The organism is Erythrobacter sp. S57(2025) (genome assembly GCF_057365055.1).
Genome location: NZ_CP200299.1, coordinates 541,474 through 563,548, shown reverse-complemented (window position 1 = coordinate 563,548; position 22,075 = coordinate 541,474). Strand labels below are relative to the sequence as shown.

Annotated in this window: 18 protein-coding genes and 1 pseudogene; 7 read left to right on the top strand and 12 right to left on the bottom strand. The window is 55.8% G+C overall.

What is annotated here, in order from left to right; all coding sequences use genetic code 11:
* Positions 1–257 precede the first annotated feature (257 nt).
* The 4 genes from AC0V6N_RS02610 to AC0V6N_RS02595 form a co-directional block, all read right to left on the bottom strand.
* Positions 258–1,418, bottom strand: coding sequence for an alpha-hydroxy-acid oxidizing protein (locus AC0V6N_RS02610; RefSeq protein ID WP_486170036.1), 1,161 nt, complete (start codon positions 1,416–1,418; stop codon positions 258–260).
* 70 nt (positions 1,419–1,488) lie between these two features.
* Positions 1,489–1,842 carry a thiol-disulfide oxidoreductase DCC family protein gene (locus tag AC0V6N_RS02605; protein WP_486170035.1) on the bottom strand — a complete coding sequence of 118 codons (354 nt, stop codon included), beginning with the start codon at positions 1,840–1,842 and terminating at the stop codon, positions 1,489–1,491.
* A gap of 63 nt (positions 1,843–1,905) precedes the next feature.
* The gene (locus AC0V6N_RS02600; protein WP_486170034.1) at positions 1,906–2,667 is read right to left on the bottom strand and encodes a hypothetical protein; all 762 of its coding nucleotides are present in this window, start codon (positions 2,665–2,667) and stop codon (positions 1,906–1,908) included.
* Entirely contained in the window at positions 2,654–4,762 is a 2,109-nt protein-coding gene (locus AC0V6N_RS02595) for a CHASE2 domain-containing protein (RefSeq protein WP_486170033.1), read from the bottom strand. The genes AC0V6N_RS02600 and AC0V6N_RS02595 overlap by 14 nt, the downstream gene beginning before the upstream one ends.
* A gap of 180 nt (positions 4,763–4,942) precedes the next feature.
* On the opposite strand from AC0V6N_RS02595, the gene AC0V6N_RS02590 reads away from it, so the two are divergent.
* Genes AC0V6N_RS02590 through AC0V6N_RS02580 form a run of 3 tightly spaced genes read left to right on the top strand, consistent with a single transcriptional unit; the run spans position 4,943 to position 8,449 of the window.
* Positions 4,943–5,395: an STAS domain-containing protein gene (locus tag AC0V6N_RS02590; protein WP_486170032.1), complete on the top strand. Its 453-nt coding sequence runs from the start codon at positions 4,943–4,945 to the stop codon at positions 5,393–5,395.
* Between the two features lie 32 nt (positions 5,396–5,427).
* A complete protein-coding gene (locus tag AC0V6N_RS02585) occupies positions 5,428–6,393 on the top strand; it encodes an MBL fold metallo-hydrolase (protein ID WP_486170031.1) in 966 nt (321 codons plus the stop codon).
* Entirely contained in the window at positions 6,338–8,449 is a 2,112-nt protein-coding gene (locus tag AC0V6N_RS02580) for a CHASE2 domain-containing protein (protein ID WP_486170030.1), read from the top strand. Before AC0V6N_RS02585 ends, AC0V6N_RS02580 begins: the two co-directional genes overlap by 56 nt.
* A gap of 4 nt (positions 8,450–8,453) precedes the next feature.
* On the opposite strand, the gene AC0V6N_RS02575 is transcribed toward AC0V6N_RS02580, so the two are convergent.
* Entirely contained in the window at positions 8,454–9,128 is a 675-nt protein-coding gene (locus AC0V6N_RS02575; protein WP_486170029.1) for an OmpA family protein, read from the bottom strand.
* The gene (locus AC0V6N_RS02570) at positions 9,125–9,562 is read right to left on the bottom strand and encodes a FecR family protein (protein ID WP_486170028.1); all 438 of its coding nucleotides are present in this window, start codon (positions 9,560–9,562) and stop codon (positions 9,125–9,127) included. The genes AC0V6N_RS02575 and AC0V6N_RS02570 overlap by 4 nt, the downstream gene beginning before the upstream one ends.
* 36 nt (positions 9,563–9,598) lie before the next feature.
* On the opposite strand from AC0V6N_RS02570, the gene AC0V6N_RS02565 reads away from it, so the two are divergent.
* Entirely contained in the window at positions 9,599–10,012 is a 414-nt protein-coding gene (locus AC0V6N_RS02565) for an ATP-binding protein (protein WP_486170027.1), read from the top strand.
* Here the strand turns inward: AC0V6N_RS02565 and AC0V6N_RS02560 are convergent.
* The 4 genes from AC0V6N_RS02560 to AC0V6N_RS02545 form a co-directional block, all read right to left on the bottom strand.
* Positions 10,009–11,115, bottom strand: a complete 1,107-nt coding sequence (locus tag AC0V6N_RS02560; protein ID WP_486170026.1) for an S-(hydroxymethyl)glutathione dehydrogenase/class III alcohol dehydrogenase — start codon at positions 11,113–11,115, stop codon at positions 10,009–10,011. The two genes, AC0V6N_RS02565 and AC0V6N_RS02560, sit on opposite strands and share 4 nt — an antisense overlap.
* Positions 11,116–11,188: 73 nt before the next feature.
* Entirely contained in the window at positions 11,189–12,040 is an 852-nt protein-coding gene (locus AC0V6N_RS02555) for an aldose 1-epimerase (RefSeq protein ID WP_486170025.1), read from the bottom strand.
* Positions 12,041–12,116: 76 nt separating this feature from the next.
* The gene (locus AC0V6N_RS02550) at positions 12,117–13,157 is read right to left on the bottom strand and encodes a hypothetical protein (RefSeq protein ID WP_486170024.1); all 1,041 of its coding nucleotides are present in this window, start codon (positions 13,155–13,157) and stop codon (positions 12,117–12,119) included.
* A gap of 3 nt (positions 13,158–13,160) precedes the next feature.
* Positions 13,161–14,543, bottom strand: coding sequence for a vanadium-dependent haloperoxidase (locus tag AC0V6N_RS02545; protein WP_486170023.1), 1,383 nt, complete (start codon positions 14,541–14,543; stop codon positions 13,161–13,163).
* Between the two features lie 173 nt (positions 14,544–14,716).
* Between AC0V6N_RS02545 and AC0V6N_RS02540 the strand changes: the two genes are divergently transcribed.
* The 3 genes and pseudogenes from AC0V6N_RS02540 to AC0V6N_RS02530 all read left to right on the top strand — a co-directional run bounded on the left by AC0V6N_RS02540 (position 14,717) and on the right by AC0V6N_RS02530 (position 19,848).
* Complete coding sequence (locus tag AC0V6N_RS02540) at positions 14,717–18,007, top strand: VPS10 domain-containing protein (RefSeq protein ID WP_486170022.1); 3,291 nt, start codon at positions 14,717–14,719, stop codon at positions 18,005–18,007.
* Between the two features lie 48 nt (positions 18,008–18,055).
* On the top strand, positions 18,056–18,379 hold the full coding sequence (locus tag AC0V6N_RS02535) for a hypothetical protein (RefSeq protein WP_486170021.1): 324 nt from the start codon (positions 18,056–18,058) through the stop codon (positions 18,377–18,379).
* Positions 18,340–19,848: pseudogene (locus AC0V6N_RS02530) on the top strand (TonB-dependent receptor plug domain-containing protein). The gene AC0V6N_RS02535 and the pseudogene AC0V6N_RS02530 overlap by 40 nt, the downstream one beginning before the upstream one ends.
* A 184-nt stretch (positions 19,849–20,032) precedes the next feature.
* On the opposite strand, the gene AC0V6N_RS02525 reads toward AC0V6N_RS02530, so the two are convergent.
* Both AC0V6N_RS02525 and AC0V6N_RS02520 read right to left on the bottom strand, forming a co-directional pair.
* A complete protein-coding gene (locus tag AC0V6N_RS02525; RefSeq protein WP_486170020.1) occupies positions 20,033–21,766 on the bottom strand; it encodes an ABC transporter substrate-binding protein in 1,734 nt (577 codons plus the stop codon).
* A 34-nt stretch (positions 21,767–21,800) separates the two neighbouring features.
* Complete coding sequence (locus AC0V6N_RS02520; protein WP_486170019.1) at positions 21,801–22,073, bottom strand: DUF2160 domain-containing protein; 273 nt, start codon at positions 22,071–22,073, stop codon at positions 21,801–21,803.
* Positions 22,074–22,075 lie beyond the last annotated feature (2 nt).

Below are 22,075 nucleotides of genomic sequence, written 5' to 3'. Positions count from 1 at the left end.
CGAGCTTTCATTCCCAAAGCACACAGTGCGACCCATCGCATCTGGGCCTGACGAGATAATCGTCGGTCTTTCCATTAATCGCGTCCCCGATTCGCGCGTTGTTATTATGGGAAGCTAACACTGAGCCTGTGGAAAACAGAGTCGAAACTTACCGAGTGGCAAAAGTTTACAACTTAGTGCTCATGCGTGGCACTAAGGAATATCGAAACGAAACTATCCAACAGGACTGCGCAGCAAGTAATGCGTAGCGATTGCCGTTAAATACGTCGCACACCCGCTTCACGCACATCTGCGAGCGTCGGATAGCCATTCACGGCCATCAACAGGTCGGCCTCAGCAAGGATTGAGCGCAAAACCCATGCAGCGCCCTCTGCCGCGCCAATCGCCAATCCATATGTATACGGCCTGCCCACACCCACAGCGGCCGCTCCCATAGCCAAAGCCTTGACGGCATCAGTGCCCGAGCGAACACCGCTGTCAAACAGAACCGGCACATCGCCCGATGCCTTCACAACGTCTTCGAGCAAATCAATTGTCGCGATGCCGCCATTGGCCTGACGCCCGCCATGGTTCGAGCAGTAGACACCATCAGCCCCGTGATCGACGGCCTTTCGCGCATCATCAGGATGACAAATCCCTTTCAGCACAATCGGCAGATCGGTCACTGATTTGAACCATTCCATATCTTCCCATGTCAGGACCTGCCCAAAGATCGCTGCAAACAGCATGATCGCCGCTTTAGGGTCTTCCTCTGGCGTTTTGTCCAGCATCGAGCGGAAGACCGGATCGGAGAAGTAGTTCTGCATCACCTTGCCGCGCAATTGTGGAAAGTTTGACGCGTTAAGATCGCGCGGCCGCCAGCCTGTAAGCCATGTGTCGAGCGTAACCACAATCGCCTTCGCCCCTGATGCCTCAGCCCGCTTAATCAAGCTTTGCGCCAGCTCACGATTGCGCGGCGTGTAGAGCTGGAAGAAGGCTGGCGTGTCGCCCGCTTCCTTAAACACATCCTCCATCGGATCATTGGAAAGGGTGGAAACGCAAAACGGAACGCCTGTCATCGCAGACGCTTTGGCGGCAGCCATATCGCCGTGTCGGTCCTGCGTTGCCTCTCCATTCAAACCGATCGGCGCCATGAACAGCGGCGTTGGCAATTTCATTCCAAACAGATCAATTGAAAGGTCTCGCTCACCGCAATCGACCATCATGCGCGGCACCATGCCCCAATGGTGAAATGCGCCCGCATTGCTCTCCTGCGTGTGCTCATCCCCGCAGCCACCAGCAACATAATTGGTGAGCATCGGGCCAAGGGCTTCGTGAGCGCGTTTTTCAAGAGTCGCAAAGTCAACCGGATAGTCAGGTAGAATGCCTTGCAGACCGGCATTGTAAATCTCGTTCTGCATTCCGCCGAAATTGCTCATCGCGCGTCTTCTTTCCTCTCTTCTCTCAGGCGCCAGCAGAGACGAAGAGACCGCAAGCGGCAAGTGCTTTTTAGCGAAACAGCCTTTGAACGCCTGGCCGCACTTTGAGAAATGCAATGTAAAGCCGCTCTAAGACATCAAGCACAGCGCGATTGCGGGCCAGAAGGCCTAGTGGCCGCATGATTGGGATGGCGCGCCACATCGCCGCAAAGGCAGCAGCGCCTGATACGACCTCGCCATTCTCTTGAGCATGAAATCGTTCGAGCAAGCGGGCTTGATCAACTGGACAGGCAGGATCGCCCGATCCCGAAACGTCGACGAAGTTAATTGCACCGTTCCGGTCGAGCCGCTTCATAAGCGAAATCTCGCGCCGACACAGCGGACAGTCTCCATCGAACCAAACTTTAAGCGATTGCGTTTCCATAGGCTCAGCTACGGTTTAAACGCTCACCCAGACGCATGTTTCCCGCGTGAGGCTCCGATTGGCTCAGCGCGAGACGGATGCCTCAAGCTCGTCTGCCAGGCGGCCAAGTTGCACCATACAGCCATTTTCGATGAAGGACTGCGCAAGAGCCTCCTCCGTCGGATAATCGCCGTCCAGCAGGACAAAGGTTACGCTAACCGAACTTGGCTCTGCGTCAGCTCTTGCGGGCGTGGTGATCGTGTATTGACCACCGCTTGCAATCGAAAGTCCATCGGGATCGAGCGATCGAAACGGCTCTGTTCCAACGAATGGGACGGCTAGCGAAGCCTGGCTGGATTGGTCGGTGATTGTAAATGTCTGCGCCGCTGTTTGGTCCGCACGCCACATCCGAACGCTGCTCAGATCATTAAGACAGATCGTGCCAGGTACCGCCACGTCAACGTCCCAAATCTTTGGCGGGGTTTGCGGAGCAAGGTCTGCGCCCTCCTCGCCTCGCACGGCCCCTGTACGGACGCGTCGCGAATTGCCGCGCTGCGTAAGGTCGGAGAAACGGCGGCGGGTACGCGTTGCCCCTTCGCCGACACGGAATGTGCCTGGCCCCTGCATAACGCGTGTGCCGCGATCTGTCAGAACTGTGATCCTGTCGCCTGAACGCAAGGTGATTGTCGCGCTATCCGCCACTTGGCGTCCCACAGGATAAGTTCCCGCAGATGGGCCAGTCGACTTCACCACAACGCCGGCAGAAGCCGCACTGGGTGTAATTGCAAAGGCCGCCCCTGCAAGCACCAGACCCGCAAGACGTGTTGTCAATTTATCCGAGAACATATGCTCCCCCATCATCCAAATTTCTCATTCGATCAGCGTAGTTTTGCAACGCCTCGTCTTCAGGATGCATAGCAGCAACCTCGTCGACTAATTGTATCGCTACGTCATGATTGCTGTCATTTTGCTGAGCGGCTTGGACAAGTTTTGCGCGGTCTTCGTCTGGAAAATCAGGCTTAGGTTGATAAATATCAACGGGTTGCGCCCTCCCCCTTAGTACGATTCGACCCATTGGTACCCACCAATCTGGTTTGGACTTTTCGATGAATTCTCGGCTGGCCGATACGGATGACTTGAGCGGCTTGTTCGCCGCTTCCAGCCTTGCAGCGGTGTTCATACTGTCACCAAGGGCGGTGTATTGGATGCGCGTGTCACCGCCAAAATTGCCGACCACAGCTTCGCCAAAGTGCAATCCGACGCGGGTCTTTCCGATCTTGGGAAGGTCAGGGTCCAGCGCTGCGACCTCTTCGCGGAAATCCTCGCCCGCCTTCCACATCGCATAACCTGCTTTGGTAGCACGCTCCGCATCATCGGCGCGCGCGATAGGTGCACCCCAAAACGCAACGACGGCATCACCGACATATTTGTCGATAACGCCGCCATGGTCGAGCACCACTTTGCTCAGCAGTTCGAGGTACCGATTGAGCAGTTTGGCGACCATTTCTGGCGGGATTGCGTGGCTCATTTTGGTGAAGCCTTCGAGGTCGCTGAACAGCACATAGAGCTCGCGTGTCTCACCACCCAACGACAATAATTCCGGCTCATCAATGATCTGCTGAGCAATGTCTGCCGGGATGTACTTGCCCAACGCGCCTTGCGCGAAACTCCGCTGCGCAGCGCCGGCAGAGCGAGCCGCGGCCGTCACCGCGGTAAAGGCGATGATCCAACCAACCAGCCAACCGACAGCGGGCAGGCCATAGGTGTCCACTTCCTGAAAATGCAATGCAAACGGAATGCCTAGGAACAGTGCTGCTAGTCCCAAAAGCAGGGGAACGAGCTTTGGCGCAGGCCATTCAAGCAGCGCGGTCAAAGCGGCTGTCGCCACGACCAGCACTGCCATCATCCACAAGGCCCAATTGGGCATGGCGGGCATCGCTTTGCCATCGAGCATTTGTGCGATGATTTCGCCATGCACAGACAGTCCCGAAGGCTCAAAACCGGTCCACGCGGTGAAAGGCGTTTCTACGCGGTCATAATCAATAATGTCCCCGCCGATTAGGACGTACTTCCCTTCGATCTGCGGCGCCACGAATTCGGCAACCGCAGGGTCGAGGCCTAAGAACAGCTCGATAGAAAGCGTTTGGAACAGCGGCTCTTCAACATCAGCGCGCTGGTCTTCTACCGCATCTTCGCCCGAATTTTGCCCAGCTCTTAACGCGCGGCGATACTCGATTGCGCCCACATAGCCTTCAAATCGCTCATACGGTCCGCCTGCATCGGCCAGCATGGATCGGCCAAGGAGCGGTGGCAGATCCGCCTCAATTGATGGCCAAACGCGCGTCCCACCGTATTCTTCGCTTAATCGAATACTGGCGGGCTTGGAATTCGTACCATCAAGCGCAGCCATAAAGTCTTCAAGGAACAATTGCTGCTCATAGCCTATGTCGTTTTCGTTGGTTGCGACATTGGCATATGCCACCGAAGTTGGGGTCTGCATGGCGCGCAAGGCCTCAACCAGATCGAGGTCTTCGGCTTGAGGCTGATCGAACAAAATATCGATCCCGATGGCCTTTGCTCCCATTGCGTCCAAATTGCGTAGTGCCTCTGCCAAGGCGTCACGTGGCAAAGGCGAACGCTTCTCCAGATTGATTAGCGCCTGATCATCATAAACGACGAGCACAATTCGATCGTCCTGCTCGACCAGATCCGCTGCCAACCACGCACGCATGTCATAGAGCGCAAGCTCGGCGGCGTTGGTAAGCGGGGTCGGCGCTTCATCATCGCCGGGCAAAGTCCAACTGAAACGAGCAATAAACACAGCGATCAATAGCAGTAGGCAGGTTGCAACCAACTGGAGCGTACCCGCCTCGCGCACGCTTCGCCAACCACGGGCAATTACACCGCTCCGCATTTTCTTTTCTCTTGTATCGTCGCTCATGACGTCCCCCCGGATCAACGCCACAAAAGCCGCAAAGCTCACATTGCGCAAGCCAGCAATAGCCCCAACCCCCCGCAAACCGGCCCAATTGAGTTAACCATGATCGGCCCAAAAATAGCGATTTCTTCACGTTTTGGCGGTTGAGATTGCGCAAGGTCGCACGAATAACAGGAGCAAGCTGTGCAACATCTGGTGAAGATCGCACCGGTATTGGGTGCCTATGAAAGCACTCCAAGCCCCATATTTATGGGATTTGGCAAGAAGCCCTATGCGCGCTATGCAAAGCTGATGACAGGCAGTGTTCTGGACTGGAATGATGGCGAGCAAGGCGGCGCGGCTTTGCTTGCGCCCAGTGGACGGGTTGATGAAGCCACCGCCGACGCTTTCAAAGAACATTTGCTAGAAGCGATGGCAAGTGCACCTGACACGGCGATCATCGACCTTTCAAACGTCGAATACATGTCTTCGCGAGGCCTTCGTGCTCTGACGCTGGCCCAGCGCGCCGGGCAAGAGGCGGGAACAACGATCATCCTTGCCAACCCCAATGACATTATGCGCGAAATCCTCGCCATAAGCCGCTACGATATGGTATTCCGGGTTACTGACACGGTTGAGGAAGCGCTCGGCCACTAGAAAATTCAAGTTATCCTGTGGGGGGAGGACACATGCAGATCCGGTTTTGGGGCACACGCGGTTCGCTGCCGGTTGCCCCGCACGCCTCTACCATCACGGACAAAGTCGCGGACGCCCTACTCCAGGCGAATGGAACGAGCTTTACTGACAAAGACGCGGCGCTGGATTTTGCCCGCAATAAGCTCGAATTCGCAGTAGGACAGACCTATGGCGGCGCAACAAGCTGTGTCGAAGTCGATGTCGGCGAAGGCGCTTTTGTCGTCTGCGATATGGGCTCGGGCCTGCGCGAATACGGTCTCGACACGCTAAGGCGACTATCAGAGGGCTCGCGGCCAAAGGAATGGCATTTCTTTCTGTCACACCTGCACTGGGACCACATTATGGGCTTTCCATTTTTCGTGCCAGCCTTTGTAGAAGGGGCGAAAGTGGTCATCCATGCAGGCCATTCAGATGCAGAAGAGGCGCTGCGCCGTCAGCAGGAAGAAATCTCGTTCCCTGTGCCCTTTGACTGGCTGAAAGCAGATATCGAATTTCGCACGCTTGAAACGGGCAGGGAATATGAAATTGGCGAGCTAAAGGTATCGCTGATCCAGCAAGAGCACAGTCATGCAAGCTATGGCTATCGCTTCACTGATAGAGCCGGGCGCAGCGCGATTTACTCCACCGATGCCGAGTACAAAGCAGACAAAATGGACGCAGAAAGCTCCATGGTAGAGTTTTTGTCTGGTGCTGATTTGGTGGTGGCGGACACGATGTATTCGCTGGCCGATAGCGTTTCGATGAAGGAGGATTGGGGACATTCCTCAAATATTGTTGCGGTTGATCTCTGCCACAGCGCAGGGGCCAAACGGCTTGCGCTGTTCCATCATGAGCCGACTTATAGCGATGCCGACATACAGCGCATGCACACGGAGACGATCCGCTATGAAGAACTGACGCGCAATGGCCGCGAATTGGAAGTTCTTTGCTCATATGACGGGCTTTGTGTCGAACTCTGAGGAAGACAGGGCCAACCGCGCTCGCTCCGTAATCTTGCGCGCCATTGTCGCAGGCGGCGTACTTGGCCTTTTGCTCAGTCTTATCGTGGCTGACTTTGGCCGGAGAGCCGTGTTTGACAGCTGGCAGCGCCTGTCCCCGCGTGAAATATCTACCGACAATGTTGTGGTCGTCTTGATCGATGATGAAGGGATGGACGAGCTGGGTGCTTGGCCATGGTCGCGATATGTGATGGCCCGGCTGATCGAGGATATCGGACGCGGCAATCCCAAAGCGATCGGGATTGACGTTTACTTCACACAGGACGACCCGCTGCGGCCAGAGGCCTTTGCATCGCTTTATGTCGAGGAAGAACTGACTGCCGCCACCCGCGAACAGGTGCTGGCGCTTCCACAAATGGATGCGCTGTTCGCGCAGGTCATCGGTCAAACCCCCAGCGTCCTTGCGCGCGCTGGAATTGGATACGGCACGACCAAACCTGGCGACCTGTTTTTCGAACACACGATTGCCGGGACACCTCCAGCCAATATTCGCGCTGCGCCCAATGTCGTCTCGAGTATACCCGCTCTCGACGCTGTCGCCCTATCGCACGGCATGGTGGACGCCGCGACGGACGATGATGGCATTGTCAGAGCGGTGCCATTGGGAGTGCAATTGGACGACGTTCAAGCACCCGGCTTTGCACTCGAGCTTGCGCGGATTGCCACTGGTTCCGATGGCGCGAGATGGGATGGTGAAAGCGTTGTCTTGGGCGATACCGTGCTGCCAACCGACAGTCAGGGCAATATGCAGTTTCGCATGGGCGATCTGCCCACTGCTGCCGACATTCCTGCGTGGGAAGTGCTCACTGGCATCACCGCACCAGAGACCTTTACAGACAAAGTGGTGTTGGTCGGCGTCGGCGCGACGGGCACATATGATATTGTCGCAACGCCCCGCGAAAGCGAGGTCTATGGTGTCTTCGTGCAAGCACAAGCGGTTGACGCCATCCTTGAAGGTCAATGGTTGACCCGCCCCGTTTGGGTTATCGCTGCGGAGATCGGCGCCGCCTTAACCCTCCTAATTCTGATCGCATTTGCAACTTTGACGCTTTGGCGGTGGCTGCTCATCACGGCATTTGGCTTTGCACTCGCCCTTCCCCTTCTATCATGGCTCGCCTTCACTCAAACCAATCTGCTGTTTGACCCAGTTCGCCCGCTTCTGGTCGCGATTTGCGCAGCTATTGCGCTGACACTGGCGCGCTATGCTCTTGCCCGTAGAGAGCGCACTCGGCTTGCTGGCGAACTTATAGAAGAGCGCGTGCAAGCTTCTGCACAAAAGGGTGAGTTAGAGGCTGCGCGGCGCATTCAGATGAGCATGGTGCCGGGCGAAAAGACGCTCGCAAGGCTCGACGCCCGCGTAGAGGTAGGCCGCGTGCTTCGCCCCGCAAAATCGGTAGGAGGCGATTTCTTTGACGCGGTTAAGATCAACGAGGATTTGTTGCTATTCCTAGTGGGCGATGTGACCGGGAAAGGCGTTCCAGCTGCGTTGTTCATGGCGCTGTCCAAGACCCTTTCAAAAAGCAATCTGGCGCGCGCAGGCGATGGTTTGGCGCAGGCATTTGCCGCGCTCAACTTCGACCTGATGGATGAAGCGGATGAGGAGATGGGGCTGACCATGTTGGCAGGCACAATCGACTGTTCCAGCGGTGCGGTTCAACTGATCAATGCGGGTCACGAGAACCCAATGGTCGTGCGAGCGGATGGCTCAGTGGAAATGATCGCGATGACAGGCGGACCGCCGCTTTGCGTCGTTGATTTCCCTTATAAGGAAGAGTCTCTTGCCTTGAAGCATGGCGATACTCTGGTCGCAATCTCCGACGGCGCTACGGAGGCGATCAACAATACCGGTGAGCTTCTAGGGACATCAGGCGTCGTGAATGCATTGAAGGAAAGCGGTGATGTGCCTGCTCAGGCCCGTGCAAGCGATCTGGCTAATACAATTGCGACGTTCGAAGGGGAAAACGACCCTACCGATGATTTAACGATCTTTGCGCTGCGTTACCTCGGCAAAGAATGATCCCTTAGCGGATCACTACGTCGACCCTTCGGTACTGCGCGTCAGGCACCTCATCGCCATTGGCGCGTTTAGCGCTGAACTCACCCATCCCTAGAACGTCTTCCGCTGCGACTTCGTATCCTTGCTCGCGCATAAAAGCCGCCACCGCGTCGGCACGCTCTTGAGACAGGCGCAGGTTTAGGTCTTCGTCACCTTCGGAATCGGTGAAGCCTCGCACAAGCACCTGATAACCTGGTACAGAGCGCGGACATCCTTCAACAGGCGACGATTGCGCAGTGCGGCATTCCGCGGGGTAGAAATCCTCGCATCCATCCAAAAACTGCACCTTGCACATATGCGCGCGAATTGTGCTTTGCTGTTCGGGTGTAAGTCCGCCAACGCCGGTTCGAAAACCAGGCAAGGCCACCGCATCAGCGGCCACAGGTAGACTGTCGATGAGGTCAGAATAAGCAGGTTTAACGTTGGCAAGCTGTCGCACCCGCGCGCCCGTGGCAAGCAACCGCGCCTGTTGGTTTTCTTGGTTAAGGATAGCAAGATCTTCGCCACCCTCATCTCCGCTCAAAACGGCGACTTCCCCAACGGGGCTACCATCTGGCTGAGGTAGCAAAGTTACGCGGTCTCCGGAGACGCAGCCTGATAAGAGGGCCGCTGCGCCAATCATTAATCCTGCGCGCATCATCCTGCCACCTCCACCACAAAGGTGGTGCCACGTACGCCAAGGGTTGAAGTTGGCGTGCGCACTCGCATGCGATCTCTGCCAGAGCGGGTGATATTCCCTGATTTTATACCCAAGGTACCGCGATTGACTGACGTCACGGAACGCCCCGTTTGGCGGCGGCGGTCATAGACATATTCAGTAAGTGTGATGCGGCTGTTAGGGCCCATCGCCATGCGTGTATCATCGGACATTGTGATGCCAACACGGCCGCGGCGCCCAGTTCGGATTACATCGCCCACTTCCAAACGCAAACCGGGCCGAGCCGTGATCGTACGGCCATCGCGAACAACCTCAACGCCGCTCGTCACATTCTTCACTCGGCCAATATCAGCCAGCGCAGGTTGTGTCATAAACAGCGCGGTAATCGCTGCGATCAAAATACTGAAATTTCTCATGTCCCTTCCCCCCGGGAAGTCTGTTAGCATGAAAAGGTGCACGCCAAGAGACACTTTTCGGCATTCGTTGCCAAGGACCGCGATCCGCGCCAGGCCATTGTGGAAGCGCTAGAATTTGCTCGTGGTTACCTAATGGAAAGCTGCCTTGATGAACGCGCCTGTGTCAAGGCATTGGTCGTGATTGAAGAGCTAGTATCCAACTCTTTACGTTATGGCGGCGCTGACGCCGATGTCTCTTTGAGCATGCAGCTAAGCGAAGAAGGGAATGGCTTGCTCGTTGAGCTGGAGGATGATGGACCGCCATTTGACCCAAGCAAAGCGCCATCACTTGCTCGCCCCGATACACAAACCGGGGGCGGCGTTGGGCTGAAGATTGTGCAGAGTTGGGGCGAAGATATCCGTTACGTGCGCAGCGATAACGGCAATGTGATCGCGCTTACGATCCGCTAAAACACCACCACTGACCGAATGCTCTCGCCCGAATGCATCAAGTCGAACCCCCTGTTGATTTCCTCTAGTGTCAACGTGTGAGTGATCATCGGGTCAATTTCGATCTTTCCGTTCATGTACCAATCGACGATTTTTGGCACATCTGTGCGACCTTTTGCTCCGCCAAACGCCGTCCCGCGCCAATTACGTCCTGTGACCAGTTGGAATGGCCGCGTCGCGATTTCCTTACCCGCTTCAGCCACGCCAATGATAATCGAAGTTCCCCACCCTTTGTGACAGCATTCCAACGCATCGCGCATCACGTCGGTATTGCCCGTGCAATCGAAGGAATAGTCGGCCCCGCCATCAAGCAGTTCGACCAAATGCGCGACCACATCGGCCGTTTCCTTGGGGTTCACAAAGTCGGTCATGCCAAACTTCTCACCCCATTCCCGCTTGTCCGGATTGATATCCACGCCAACAATCCTGTCCGCACCAGCCATCTTCGCGCCTTGGATGACGTTGAGGCCAATCCCGCCAAGACCGAAGACTACCACATTATCGCCGGGTTGAACTTTAGCCGTGTTGGTCACTGCGCCCACTCCAGTGGTGACGCCGCAGCCGACATAGCAAGCGCTTTCAAAAGGCGCGTCCGTGCGAATTTTCGCGACTGCGATTTCGGGCAAAACGGTGAAGTTTGAGAAGGTAGAGCAGCCCATGTAGTGGTAAATCGTCTCGCCCTTATAACTGAAACGCGATGTGCCATCGGGCATCAGGCCCTGCCCCTGCGTTGCACGAATGGCGCTGCACAGATTGGTCTTGCCAGACAGGCACATTTTGCACTGGCGGCATTCCGGTGTGTAGAGCGGAATCACATGGTCGCCCGGCACAACGGATGTGACGCCCGCACCGACTTCGCGCACCACACCAGCACCTTCATGACCCAGAATGCTTGGAAAGATACCCTCGCTGTCAAAGCCATCGAGGGTGTAGGCATCGGTATGGCAAATGCCGGTCGCCATAATCTCTACGAGGACTTCGCCAACCTTGGGTCCCTCTAAATCAAGCTCGACAATCTCTAACTTTTGCTTGGGCGCAAAGGCGACAGCTGCTCTGGTCTTCATGGGGATTGCTCCTTCTCTTCAGCCACCTCTTTAGCGCAAGGCGGGCCTGTGTGAAGCGTCAGTTAAACCGCCCTCAATCCACCGCGCTCGCGCGAATCCGCATTGAACCAGCCATGGTTTCACCCGGTTGCAGCTCGTGCCAGCCGCGCTGTTTTTCAGGCCTATCGGCAAACATCGCATCGGTAAGGTGGCTGACAGGCTCGATACAAAAATAGTCCGCATCAGGACTATAGATCACAAGTTCGCGCAGATTATCATCAGCGCTAAGCTCAATCGCCAGCTTTTTCTTAGGCCAGTGCAATCCTGCGCTTCCATCCCAACCCGAATAGCTATGATCTAATTGCATTTTCGCCAATTCGCGGCTTTCGCCTCTGCTCCATTCCGAGGCGATCTCACGGAGCGGAAGTCCACGTTCGTCCTGCTCCCACTTAACAGGCAGGTACATCGCGGCTTCGCAGTCATCCTTTGGGAAATAGGGATGAAATCCAATTCCCGCTGGCATTGGCCCTACACCTGTATTGGTGAGCGTAAGCACCGCCTCAAATCCATGCTCGGCAAGGGTGAAGCGTTGAACGGCGCGATAAGCACTTGGCCAAGGTGAGCTCTTGTCTTCCAGAACCAACTCAATTGAGTTCGCACCACGTTGCGCGGTCTCCCACATACGCTGCCAACCAAAACCGTGGATCGCAAACTCGCTATCGTCGAGATAGCGGGGCAATTGCATAGGCCCTGCAGCGCTGGGTACATCGCAAGACAAACGATTGGAAAACGGCACAAGAGGAAAGCATGCAGAGGCCAGTGGCTCGTCATTGCCTACGGGCGATGGCCGAAGAAGATCAATGCCATTCCAGCTTAAAGCGCGAATAATACCGCCTGCCTCAGGGGCGCACTCCAGACGATAACCATGCGCTTCAATTATCGGCAAGACTCGCTCCTATGTGCCATTTATCCAGCGCCAGCCGCATAAACACAGCACCGCGCACACGTCGAGCGTTCTTGTCTCAGAAACTATACCTTGCTGAGGCAACGGCGCTGACCTGATCGGTCTCGACCACACTCACGCCGTCTGAGACAATCCGCGTCTCTTCTGCGTTCACGCCTAGATTGAGCGAAAATCCTCGCGCGATATCGTAAGCTGCACCAATGCTAGCAGACACCTCCTGCTGGCCTGCAGCTTCGCCATAATGCGCCTCGCTCGATAGCCGCAGCCCGCCCAGCTGAGTTTGCACCCCGCCTGAGATAAACCACCGATTAAAGTTTGTAAGTGCGCTTTCGATCCGTTCATAGCCTGCACCAAGATCATAGACAGTGCTGCCATAAACAATCTCACCGACAGCGCCGACGCCAAGAGTGTCGAACTGGGTCATGCCATCTGACGATGTGAAGCGGCCTTGGCGAACGCGTCCTGCAAGGCGCACATCCTGCTGTGCTAATGGGCGTTGGAAAAACCCACCCACTTCAAAATCGCCATTCTCATCCACCGCAATGCCTAATGTGCTGGGACCGAACCGTCCAACATAGGCCCCGCCCCATCGGTCAAGCTGACCATAGAAATCGTCAAATGCCAGAAAGCCATTGCCTACACCGCGCTGGCGACGCGTGATCTCGCGCACTTGGTTTGCAGTATTGCCACCGATCACAGTGCCAAAACTGGTTCGGGCGAAGCCTGCAACATTATCGTTGTAGTCGCTCGCACCCATCGGACCGCCAAGGAATAGGTTGTCAGGGTCAGTGGAATATTGGCCAAAATATGTGACACCTACATCCCAGCGATTGCTCAACCGTGTTTCGGCGCTGATCTGAATATTACCGACGAACTCGACATCGATCCGCACGTCATCACCACCCGTGACTTGATCATATTGCGCAAGGACGGGAACATCAGCGACACCGGTGACCGCAACCGTGATGCCCTCAAAGTCGTACGCAATTGGCTCTTCCAAAGAGGAAAGCCGGTCATAATTGAGGTCAACCGATTGCGCCGCTGCTGGACAGGCGAACAACGCTGCGCAAATGGGCGCAGTTAAGAGGACTGCTCGCATTGCTCAGACCCTCCGCTGGAACATTGTGCGGTGAGCATGGCGAGCGATCTCGCGTCCGGCCTTATCCGCCGCTTCATGATCCGCCAGCCAGTGAACCCCGCCATATAGGCGGCTCCAGCCATTTTCATCTGCGGCTTGATCAAGGGAAGTGAAGTAACGGCGCTTCCCTGTCAGGCTTGGCCACAAAACTTGGTCTGGGCTTTCATGGCTGAAATTGACGCTATCCGTCCCGATCAACAGCTTGATCATTTCCACCCCGGCCGCACCAAACGTAGAATGGCCTGAAGTGTAAGCGGGAAAGCCGGGTGTGGGGATATAGCTTTCCCACTTTCGCTGGCTCACGACACGAGGGTCGGAGTTGCCAAACTCACGCGCTCTGAAGCAAATCGCTGTTTCAGGTCGGACAATGTCGTGGTGGTATTTGCTGTCCCAGGCATTTATCGACGCGTCCGCTTGCGTAGCGCCCATGAAAGCAAAGTGGCGGGCGTGATCGAGGAAGTCGTAGCCTCGATCCTGCATCACTTGCAGCGCGATATAGACAAAATGTCCTGGCGGTGTGATGCCCCACGGACCGTCTTCCCAGAACAGCGCAATTTCAGACTCGTCCTCAGTCCGAACTGTGCTGTCTTTGCCACCCAGGCGACGAACGAGATCGTATTGCTCAGCAAATTCCGAGCTGCGCGGGTCGGGGAAATTGGTCACCCGAAACTGCTCAGGATGGGTCATTGTCCAAGGCTTGATCTGCCCATGCCCAGGGAAAAGCCCGCGGGAATAGCTTTCAATCGCTGGACCAGGACGCGCGGCATAGACTGGCCCCGTGGGTGCCCATTTCAGAACATCTTCGCGGCGTGGATAGCGGCCATGATAGAAATTGACCTTATGCGGCTCTGCTCCGTCGTGAGTGCGCAATTTATTGATTTCAATACCGACATGGCGCCCCCAGCGAATGCCAAGCGATTTGGCTTCGCTGCTCTCGAACTTGTCGACGAAGTTATTGCGCTCCCATAGGAACGGTTGGCCAAAACACTGCGATGCGGCTGTAGCAAAGGCAACGCTATAGGCCACCTCAGGGTCCGCACCCAATGGAGCTTCACCAAAGTCATAAGGCATAGTGTAACGCCCAATGATCCCGTTAGCGGCCGCAAACCCTGCGACCATGGGCGCAGCAAAGTTGTATGCCGCACGCGGCGGAGCAACACGCTGATCGCGCACTTGCTGCATCACCACATCCACCCAATGATAGACCGTGTTGTAGTTCTGCGGCTCCACAATATTGGTAAGGTAACTAGAACGCGAACCAAACGAAGCGGTCGCGCATCCACTCAGACCAACGGCAGCCGAGCTTGCCAAAGCTCCAGCCATCAGGCCGCGCCGTGAAAGTTCCATCGTGTTCCTCAAAGCTATGGATTTTGGCAGTTTCGTTAAGGACTGCGGGTAACTTTAAGGTAAAGACAGCGCTCAGCAGCCCGATCACAGGTCAGAATGTTATCCGATTGCGGAATTTCCGATGTTGGCTAAGGTCCATTATACAACATGGACTTGGGGAATTTGGGGCAATCATGGCAGGACCGATTACGAGAGCAATTAAAGCGCTTGCACTGGCATTTTCGATGCTCGGACTTGCATTCGTCTCACCTCTCAGTGCGCAGTCAAACGAGGATGAAGACAGCTCCCTTTCATCGCTTCCGCTGCGCTTAATCGGGCCCGCTTATCCCTCTGGTCGCATATCGGATTTCGCTTTCTTTTCCGGAGGTCACCACCACTACATCGTCGCCACCGCATCTGGCGGGTTATGGGTCACGGAAAATGCCGGTGTTACCTGGACGCCGATCTTTGACCGAGAAGGTACCTATTCCATTGGCGTTGTCGAAATTGCACCTTCGGATGAAAAGGTGATCTGGGTCGGAACCGGTGAGAACAACGCCCAGCGCTCGGTTGCATTCGGCGATGGCGTTTACAAATCAACGGATGGCGGCACGACTTGGACCAATATGGGCCTGAAGGATTCAGGTCATATCAGCCAGATCTGGATCAATCCCGAAGACGCCAATCACGTACTCGTCGCCAGCCAAGGTCCGCTTTGGTCAGAAGGCGGTGATCGCGGCCTGTATAAAACAACCGATGGCGGGGAGAGCTGGGAGCTGATCCTAGAGATCGATCAGCACACCGGCATCAATGAATTCGTCGTTCATCCCGACAATTTCGATCACATTGTCGCCTCATCCTATCAGCGCCGCAGGCATGTTTGGGTGCTGATCAATGGCGGTCCCGGTTCTGGCATCCACCGGACCACAGATGGAGGCGAAAATTGGAGCGAGATTTCCTCTGGCATGCCGCGCGATGACATGGGCCGCATCGGCCTTGCCATGGCACCATCAAACCCAGACATGATCTATGCCATTATCGAAGCACAAGATGATGAGCGCGGCGTCTATCGCTCCAGCGATTTCGGCCAAAACTGGACCAAACGATCCGGCCACATGACCACCAGCCCGCAATATTACAATGAGATCATCGTCGATCCGAATGACGAGAATACACTCTATTCACTCGACACGTTTTCAAAACGGTCAACTGATGGTGGGCAGACTTTCACTGACCTTAGCGCGGCGCAGCGCCACGTGGATGATCATGCGCTTTGGATTGATGAGGGGAACACCAACCACCTGATCATCGGGGGCGATGGCGGCATTTACGAAAGTTGGGACGGTGGCACATTGTGGCGTCACATCGACAATCTGCCGATTGTTCAGTTTTACCGCGTACAGCCAGATAACGCAGCCCCGTTTTACAATGTGTGCGGCGGTACGCAGGACAACAACTCGCTATGCGGTCCATCGCGAACCACCCTTGTTCACGGCATCACCAATTCGGATTGGCACATCGTGTTGGGGGGCGATGGGTATAAGCCTCAAATCGACCCACGCGATCCCAACATCGTGTACACGCAGTACCAATATGGCGGTCTTGCCCGGTATGACCGGCGCACGCAGGAGCGCGTTTTCTTGACGCCTCAACCAGAGGCTGCCGAAAGCGCGTATAAATGGAACTGGAACACTCCGCTGCTCATTAGCCCACACAATCCTGATCGGATTTATTACGCGGCTGAATATCTGTTTGCTTCCAATGATCGCGGCAATTCATGGCAGAAGATCAGCCCTGATTTGACCCGCCAGATTGATCGCAACGCGCTGGAAGTCATGGGCCGTGTTTGGAGCGTCGATGCGATTGCAAAGAACGATTCCACCTCGATTTACGGCGCTGCGATTGCGCTTTCTGAAAGCCCGCTGATTGAGGGTTTGATCTACGTCGGTACCGATGATGGCGTGATCTCCGTCACCGAGAATAACGGCGCAAATTGGCGCAGGCTGGAAAGCGTGCGCGGTGTGCCTGAGATGACACTGGTTGAAGACATCATCACGTCCACTCACAATGCCAATGTCGCCTATGCCGCGTTCGACAATCATAAGCGCGGCGACCATAATCCTTATATCTACCGTACTTCAGACCGTGGCCGCACTTGGACTTCGATCGCAGGTGATTTGCCCAATTGGGGATCGGTTCACACGATCGCGGAGGACCATGTGGACCCTAACCTGCTCTTTGTAGGGACAGAGTTTGGTCTCTTCTATTCGCAAAACGGTGGACGTAATTGGCAGCAACTCAAAGCCAATTTCCCTACTATTGACGTGCGCGATATCGAAATTCAGCGGCGCGAAAATGATCTGGTGGTCGGCACTTTTGGTCGGGGCATCTATGTTCTTGATGACTACTCTGCACTGCGTACGAGCGCCTCTAGCGTCGCGGGTGCAGAAGCAACCTTGTTCGAAGTTCGTGACCCGTGGCTTTATGTAGAAGGGGACCTATGGGGTACGTGGGGCGGCGCGAAAGCATCCAATGGTGACAATTTCTGGCATGCAGAAAACCCTCCGTTCGGTGCGGTCTTCACCTACAATCTACGTGACGGGCTAGAGACGCGTTCCGATGCGCGTCGCTCTGCCGAGCGTGAGATCGAAGCAACCGGCGGCGATACGCCCTACCCTTCATGGGAGACTTTGCGCGCAGAGGACCGCGAAGATGCCCCCGCTATCGTCTTCACGATCATGGACGCAGACGGCCAAATTGTGCGCCGGATGACAGGCCCGCATTCGGCTGGCTTACACCGGGTCGCATGGGATTTGCGTTATGAAGCGCCCGACCCAGCCCAGCTTTCGCGGCCTGATCCCGGCATCTTTGGCAGTGCGCCAATGGGTCCGATGGTTGTGCCAGGCACCTACACCGTGACGATGAGCAAACGCATCAATGGCATGATCACACCGCTGGGTTCTTCGCAAAGCTTCACGGTCAAAGCGCTGGAGAACAGCTCAGAATTCGCCATAGACCGCGCTGCCGTCCTCGCATTTCAGCAGGAAACCGCAGAGCTTTCGCGCGCAGTCTCTGGTGCAGGTGTCGCCTCAGGCGAATTGCGCAACCGACTGGCCCATCTCAAGGTTGCCGTCGAAGCATTACAGAAGCCCAATGATACGCAGCGCACCTCTATCCAGCAGATCGAAACAATTTTGGATGAGGCCGATGTTGCAATGTTCGGTGATCGCTCCGTAAGCAGCCGGAACGAACCTGTTCCCTTCTCCATCGCTGCGCGTATTGGTCAGATCAGAGGCTGGGGATGGTCGCATCAATCGCCTGTCACAGGCTCTGATCAGAGCGCGCTTGAGATTGCAAAGAGCGACTTTGCATCAGCACTGACGCAGCTGCGCAATGTTGAGCTGCGGGTTCAGGCATTGGAAGATGAGCTTGCTGGACTTGGCGCACCATACACACCCGGAAGCGGGGTGCCGACCTGGCCCTGATCACGCAAACATTGCGTTGAATATTGGGCGGGCTGCGAATGCAATGCCATGACCAAAGCCGAAAATTCAGCTTTGCTTTGCTCCGCCGCATTGGCGCCCGCCTCATGCCCAGAACTTCTGAGCGCAGAGGACACTACCGAAGGCACGCGGCCATCCATCATTATCACCGGCACTCGGGCAGATCGCGCGCTTGAGGAAGAACCCTTCCGCGTCAACGTAATCGACCTTAACGAGTTGGAGCGAACATTGCCGCGCACCGTTCCCGAAGCTTTGCGAGATCAACCCGGCGTGCTCTTTCAAAAAAAACAGCTTCAGGCCATGGTTTACCATATATTCGCGGTTTCACAGGCAACCGCACGCTGCTGGTGCTAGATGGCATCCGCTATAACAACGCGACCTTTCGAGACGGCGCGAATGAATACTTCGCGCAAATTGAGCTGATTTCGGGGCCGTCTTCTGCGCTTTTTGGCAGCGAGGCGGTTGGCGGTCTCATAAACCTGACCACGCGCGCCATCCAATCCACTGAGGGCAACGATTTCGCCGCACATGGGGGGCAATCCATGCGCGCCTCTAGTGGGGATGCCCGCGTTGTCTGGCGCACCGCTGTCGGCATTGGCGAAGGCGGCGCATGGGGATTTCGTGGCGGAGTGAGCGAGCGTGACTATGGCGATTCAAGCACCGCTGGCTTGGGGCGTATACCTGCCATCGGTTACGCAGAACGCAACCTTGACGCGCGATTGGATGTTGCCATCAATCCGCGATGGACAGCCATTCTCAACTATCACGACTTGTCGCAAAACGACGTGCCGCGCACCCGTTCGACGGTGTTATCCGTGCCGCTTGAAGAAACCGTTCGCGGCACGGACCTTGTTCGTGAAAAAGATCACTGGCGCTTACTAACCTACGCAAAACTGCGCACTGAAAGCGAGATGGCATGGCTGACCTCAGCTGAAATGACCATCTCGCACCAATACAGGCGCGAAGACCAGTGGCACGTTCGCAGGGACATCTCCGCTGATGGGCTAACTACACGTGTCAGATTGCAAGGCCCCATCGGCACCGATGCGCGCTATGATCAGGCAGGGATGTTTGTTCGCGGAGCCGCGCAGTTGAGCGAAAACTTCTCCGTGGATACCAGCTTGCGCGGTTCGTTTGTGAAGGCAACTGTCGAGCAAATTGCCAATTCAGTTACCGACCTGCCCATCAGATTTGGGCAAAGTTGCTCAGATCTATCGGGCTCTGTTTGCGCTCGGTATTCCGCGCAAGACCACCGTCTATGGAGCGCGATCAGCCGCTCCTTCCGCGCACCCAATATCGCCGATGTTAGCCGATTTGGCCGTAGCCGTTCGAATAAAATCGAAGTCGCAAGCCTCGGTCTATCGCTAGAACGCTTTGACACGTTTGAGATTTGATACGGATTTGCAGCGCGCACGATTGAGGTGTCTGCCACCGCCTACAGCACAAGGCTCGGAGACTACATCTCAACTGCTTCCACAGGCACGGTTCGTGATGGCCTGACCGAAGTGGCCAAGCACAACGCGTCAGAAGGGCGCGTCTCGGGCGTCGAGTTTGGGGTGAAGGCGAGACTGTCTGAAGAGACTTCGTTCAACGGCAATGCCTCATGGCTGCGCGGTAGGCTCACGACACCAAAGGTGGACGGCCCACTGACAGCACCGCTCAGCCGCATTCAACCACTCAGCGGAAACGTCGCATTGGCGTGGGCGCGCGATGCACACTGGGCGAGGGTTACACTCAGTCTGTTTGATCGCGCTGACGAGCTTTGCTCAGGCGACCTTGCCGACCTTGAGCGGATTCCACCAGGCGGAACGCCAGGCTATTAGTTGCTTGATGTGCAATCGGGCACGCTGATCGCAGACCGCTTGTCCATTAACACTGCAATGAACAATCTGCTGGATCAGGCGTATCGCACCCACGGCTCTGGTAGCAACGAGCCCGGACGCCATCTAACAATCAGCGTCCGGTTAGAGCTGTAAGGTCCGGCTTTCAGGCTTCGATGCAGACCAATCAACGCCATGTCTCGATCAGCTCATCATAGCCAATCGTAACCGGTGTTGGATCTTCGTTTGCGAGCTTTGCCTTGGGTGATCCCGGCTGGCTCAGCCAATAATCCGCGCCGCGCTCTTCATTGAGTTTCGGCCCGAGATCGCCCTGCAATCCGGCGCGCTCTAGCCGTTCAAGCACGCGTTCTTGTTGCTCACAAAGCGCATCAAGCGCTGCTTGAGGTGACTTCGTGCCCGATGAAGCATCGCCAATATTCTGCCACCAAAGCTGCGCTAAACGCGGGTAATCAGGGACATTAGTACCGGTGGGCGACCAACGGGTGCGATCAGGCGAGCGGTAGAACTCCACAAGCCCGCCAAGGCGCGGCGCGCGCTCGGTGAAGCTCTCATGTTGTATGGTGGATTCGCGGATAAAGGTAAGGCCAACATGGGCTTTTTTCACATCCACTGTCTTCGAAGTCACGAACTGCGCATAGAGCCAAGCAGCCTTCGCGCGGTCTTCCGGTGTCGACTTCATTAACGTCCACGACCCTGCATCCTGATAGCCGACCTTCATGCCCTCTTCCCAATAAGCACCGTGTGGACTTGGCGCCATGCGCCAGCGTGGTGTGCCATCATCATAAAGGACCGCTGAGGCTTCTTCACCGACCATGTTGGCAGTGAAGGTCGTATACCAGAACAACTGCTGCGCAATCGCGCCTTGAGCGGGCACAGGTCCGGCTTCTGAAAAGGTCATACCTGCAGCAGATGGAGGCGAATATTCGTTTAGCCATTTGGTGTATTTTGCCACTGCATAAACGGCCGCGGGCGAATTGGTTGCCCCGCCCCGTGCAACGCATGATCCAACCGGTTGCGAGGCGTCGTTTACTCGGATGCCCCATTCGTCGACTGGCAAGCCATTGGGCTCACCCACGGAGCCCATACCCGCCATCGACATCCAGGCATCGGTAAAGCGCCAGCCGAGTGAAGGGTCTTTCTTGCCATAATCCATACTACCGTAAACGGTCTGGCCATCGATCTCTCTGCCAGTAAAGAATTCGGCGATGTCTTCATATGCGGACCAGTTGACCGGCACGCCAAGATCATAGCCATACTCAGATCTGAAATCGGCCATGATCTCTGGATCGGTGAACCAATCATATCGGAACCAATAAAGATTTGCGAATTGCTGGTCTGGCAGCTGATACAGCTTGCCGTCAGGTCCAGTAGTGAAGTCGGTTCCAATAAAATCGGGCAGGTCGAGCGTGGGGCTTGTGACATCCTCGCCCTCGCCTGCCATCCAATCGGTCAAATTGCGGACTTGCTGATATCGCCAATGGGTGCCGATCAGATCTGAATCGTTGACATAAGCATCGTAGATATTCTCATCTGATTGCATTTGGGTTTGCAGCTTTTCGACCACATCGCCCTCTCCGATCAGATCGTGCGTCACGCGGATACCGGTGATCGCCGAGAAGGCAGGAGCAAGCACTTTCGATTCGTATTCATGCGTTGCGATGGTTTCTGATACAACAGAGATTTCCATCCCCTGATAGGGTGTCGCCGCTTCCATAAACCAAGCGATTTCGGCTTCCTGCTCTTCGCGGGTGAGCGAGGATTGATCGCCAATTTCATTGTCGAGAAATGCGGTCGCAGCTTCTTGCCGCTCGGCCTCGCTCAGCACGACGAAATTGCTTTCTGCGGTTTCTGAACACGCTGTCAGCGTCAAACATACGCCTGCGAAAATTGCCGTTCTCATCTCTCTCACCCTCTATTTGGAATTCTGTTGTGCTTCATACCCAGCGGAAAACGCCAATTGCAAACACACCGCACATAACCAGCGCCCAATATTGGGGCGCATCGGTCAAGCCAATCCATGCAAGGTTGATAAAGGCAGAGCCAAGCAGAGTGATAAACAAGCGGTCACCGCGCGCAGTTTCGGCACCCAGAATTCCTGTGCGCGGCGTGCTCGGATATTTCAGAGCAAGCACCGTCATATAGACAAGTATCAGGACGATTGCGCCGAAAAACAACGCCGTGGGCAAGGTCCAAGCCATCCAATCCATAT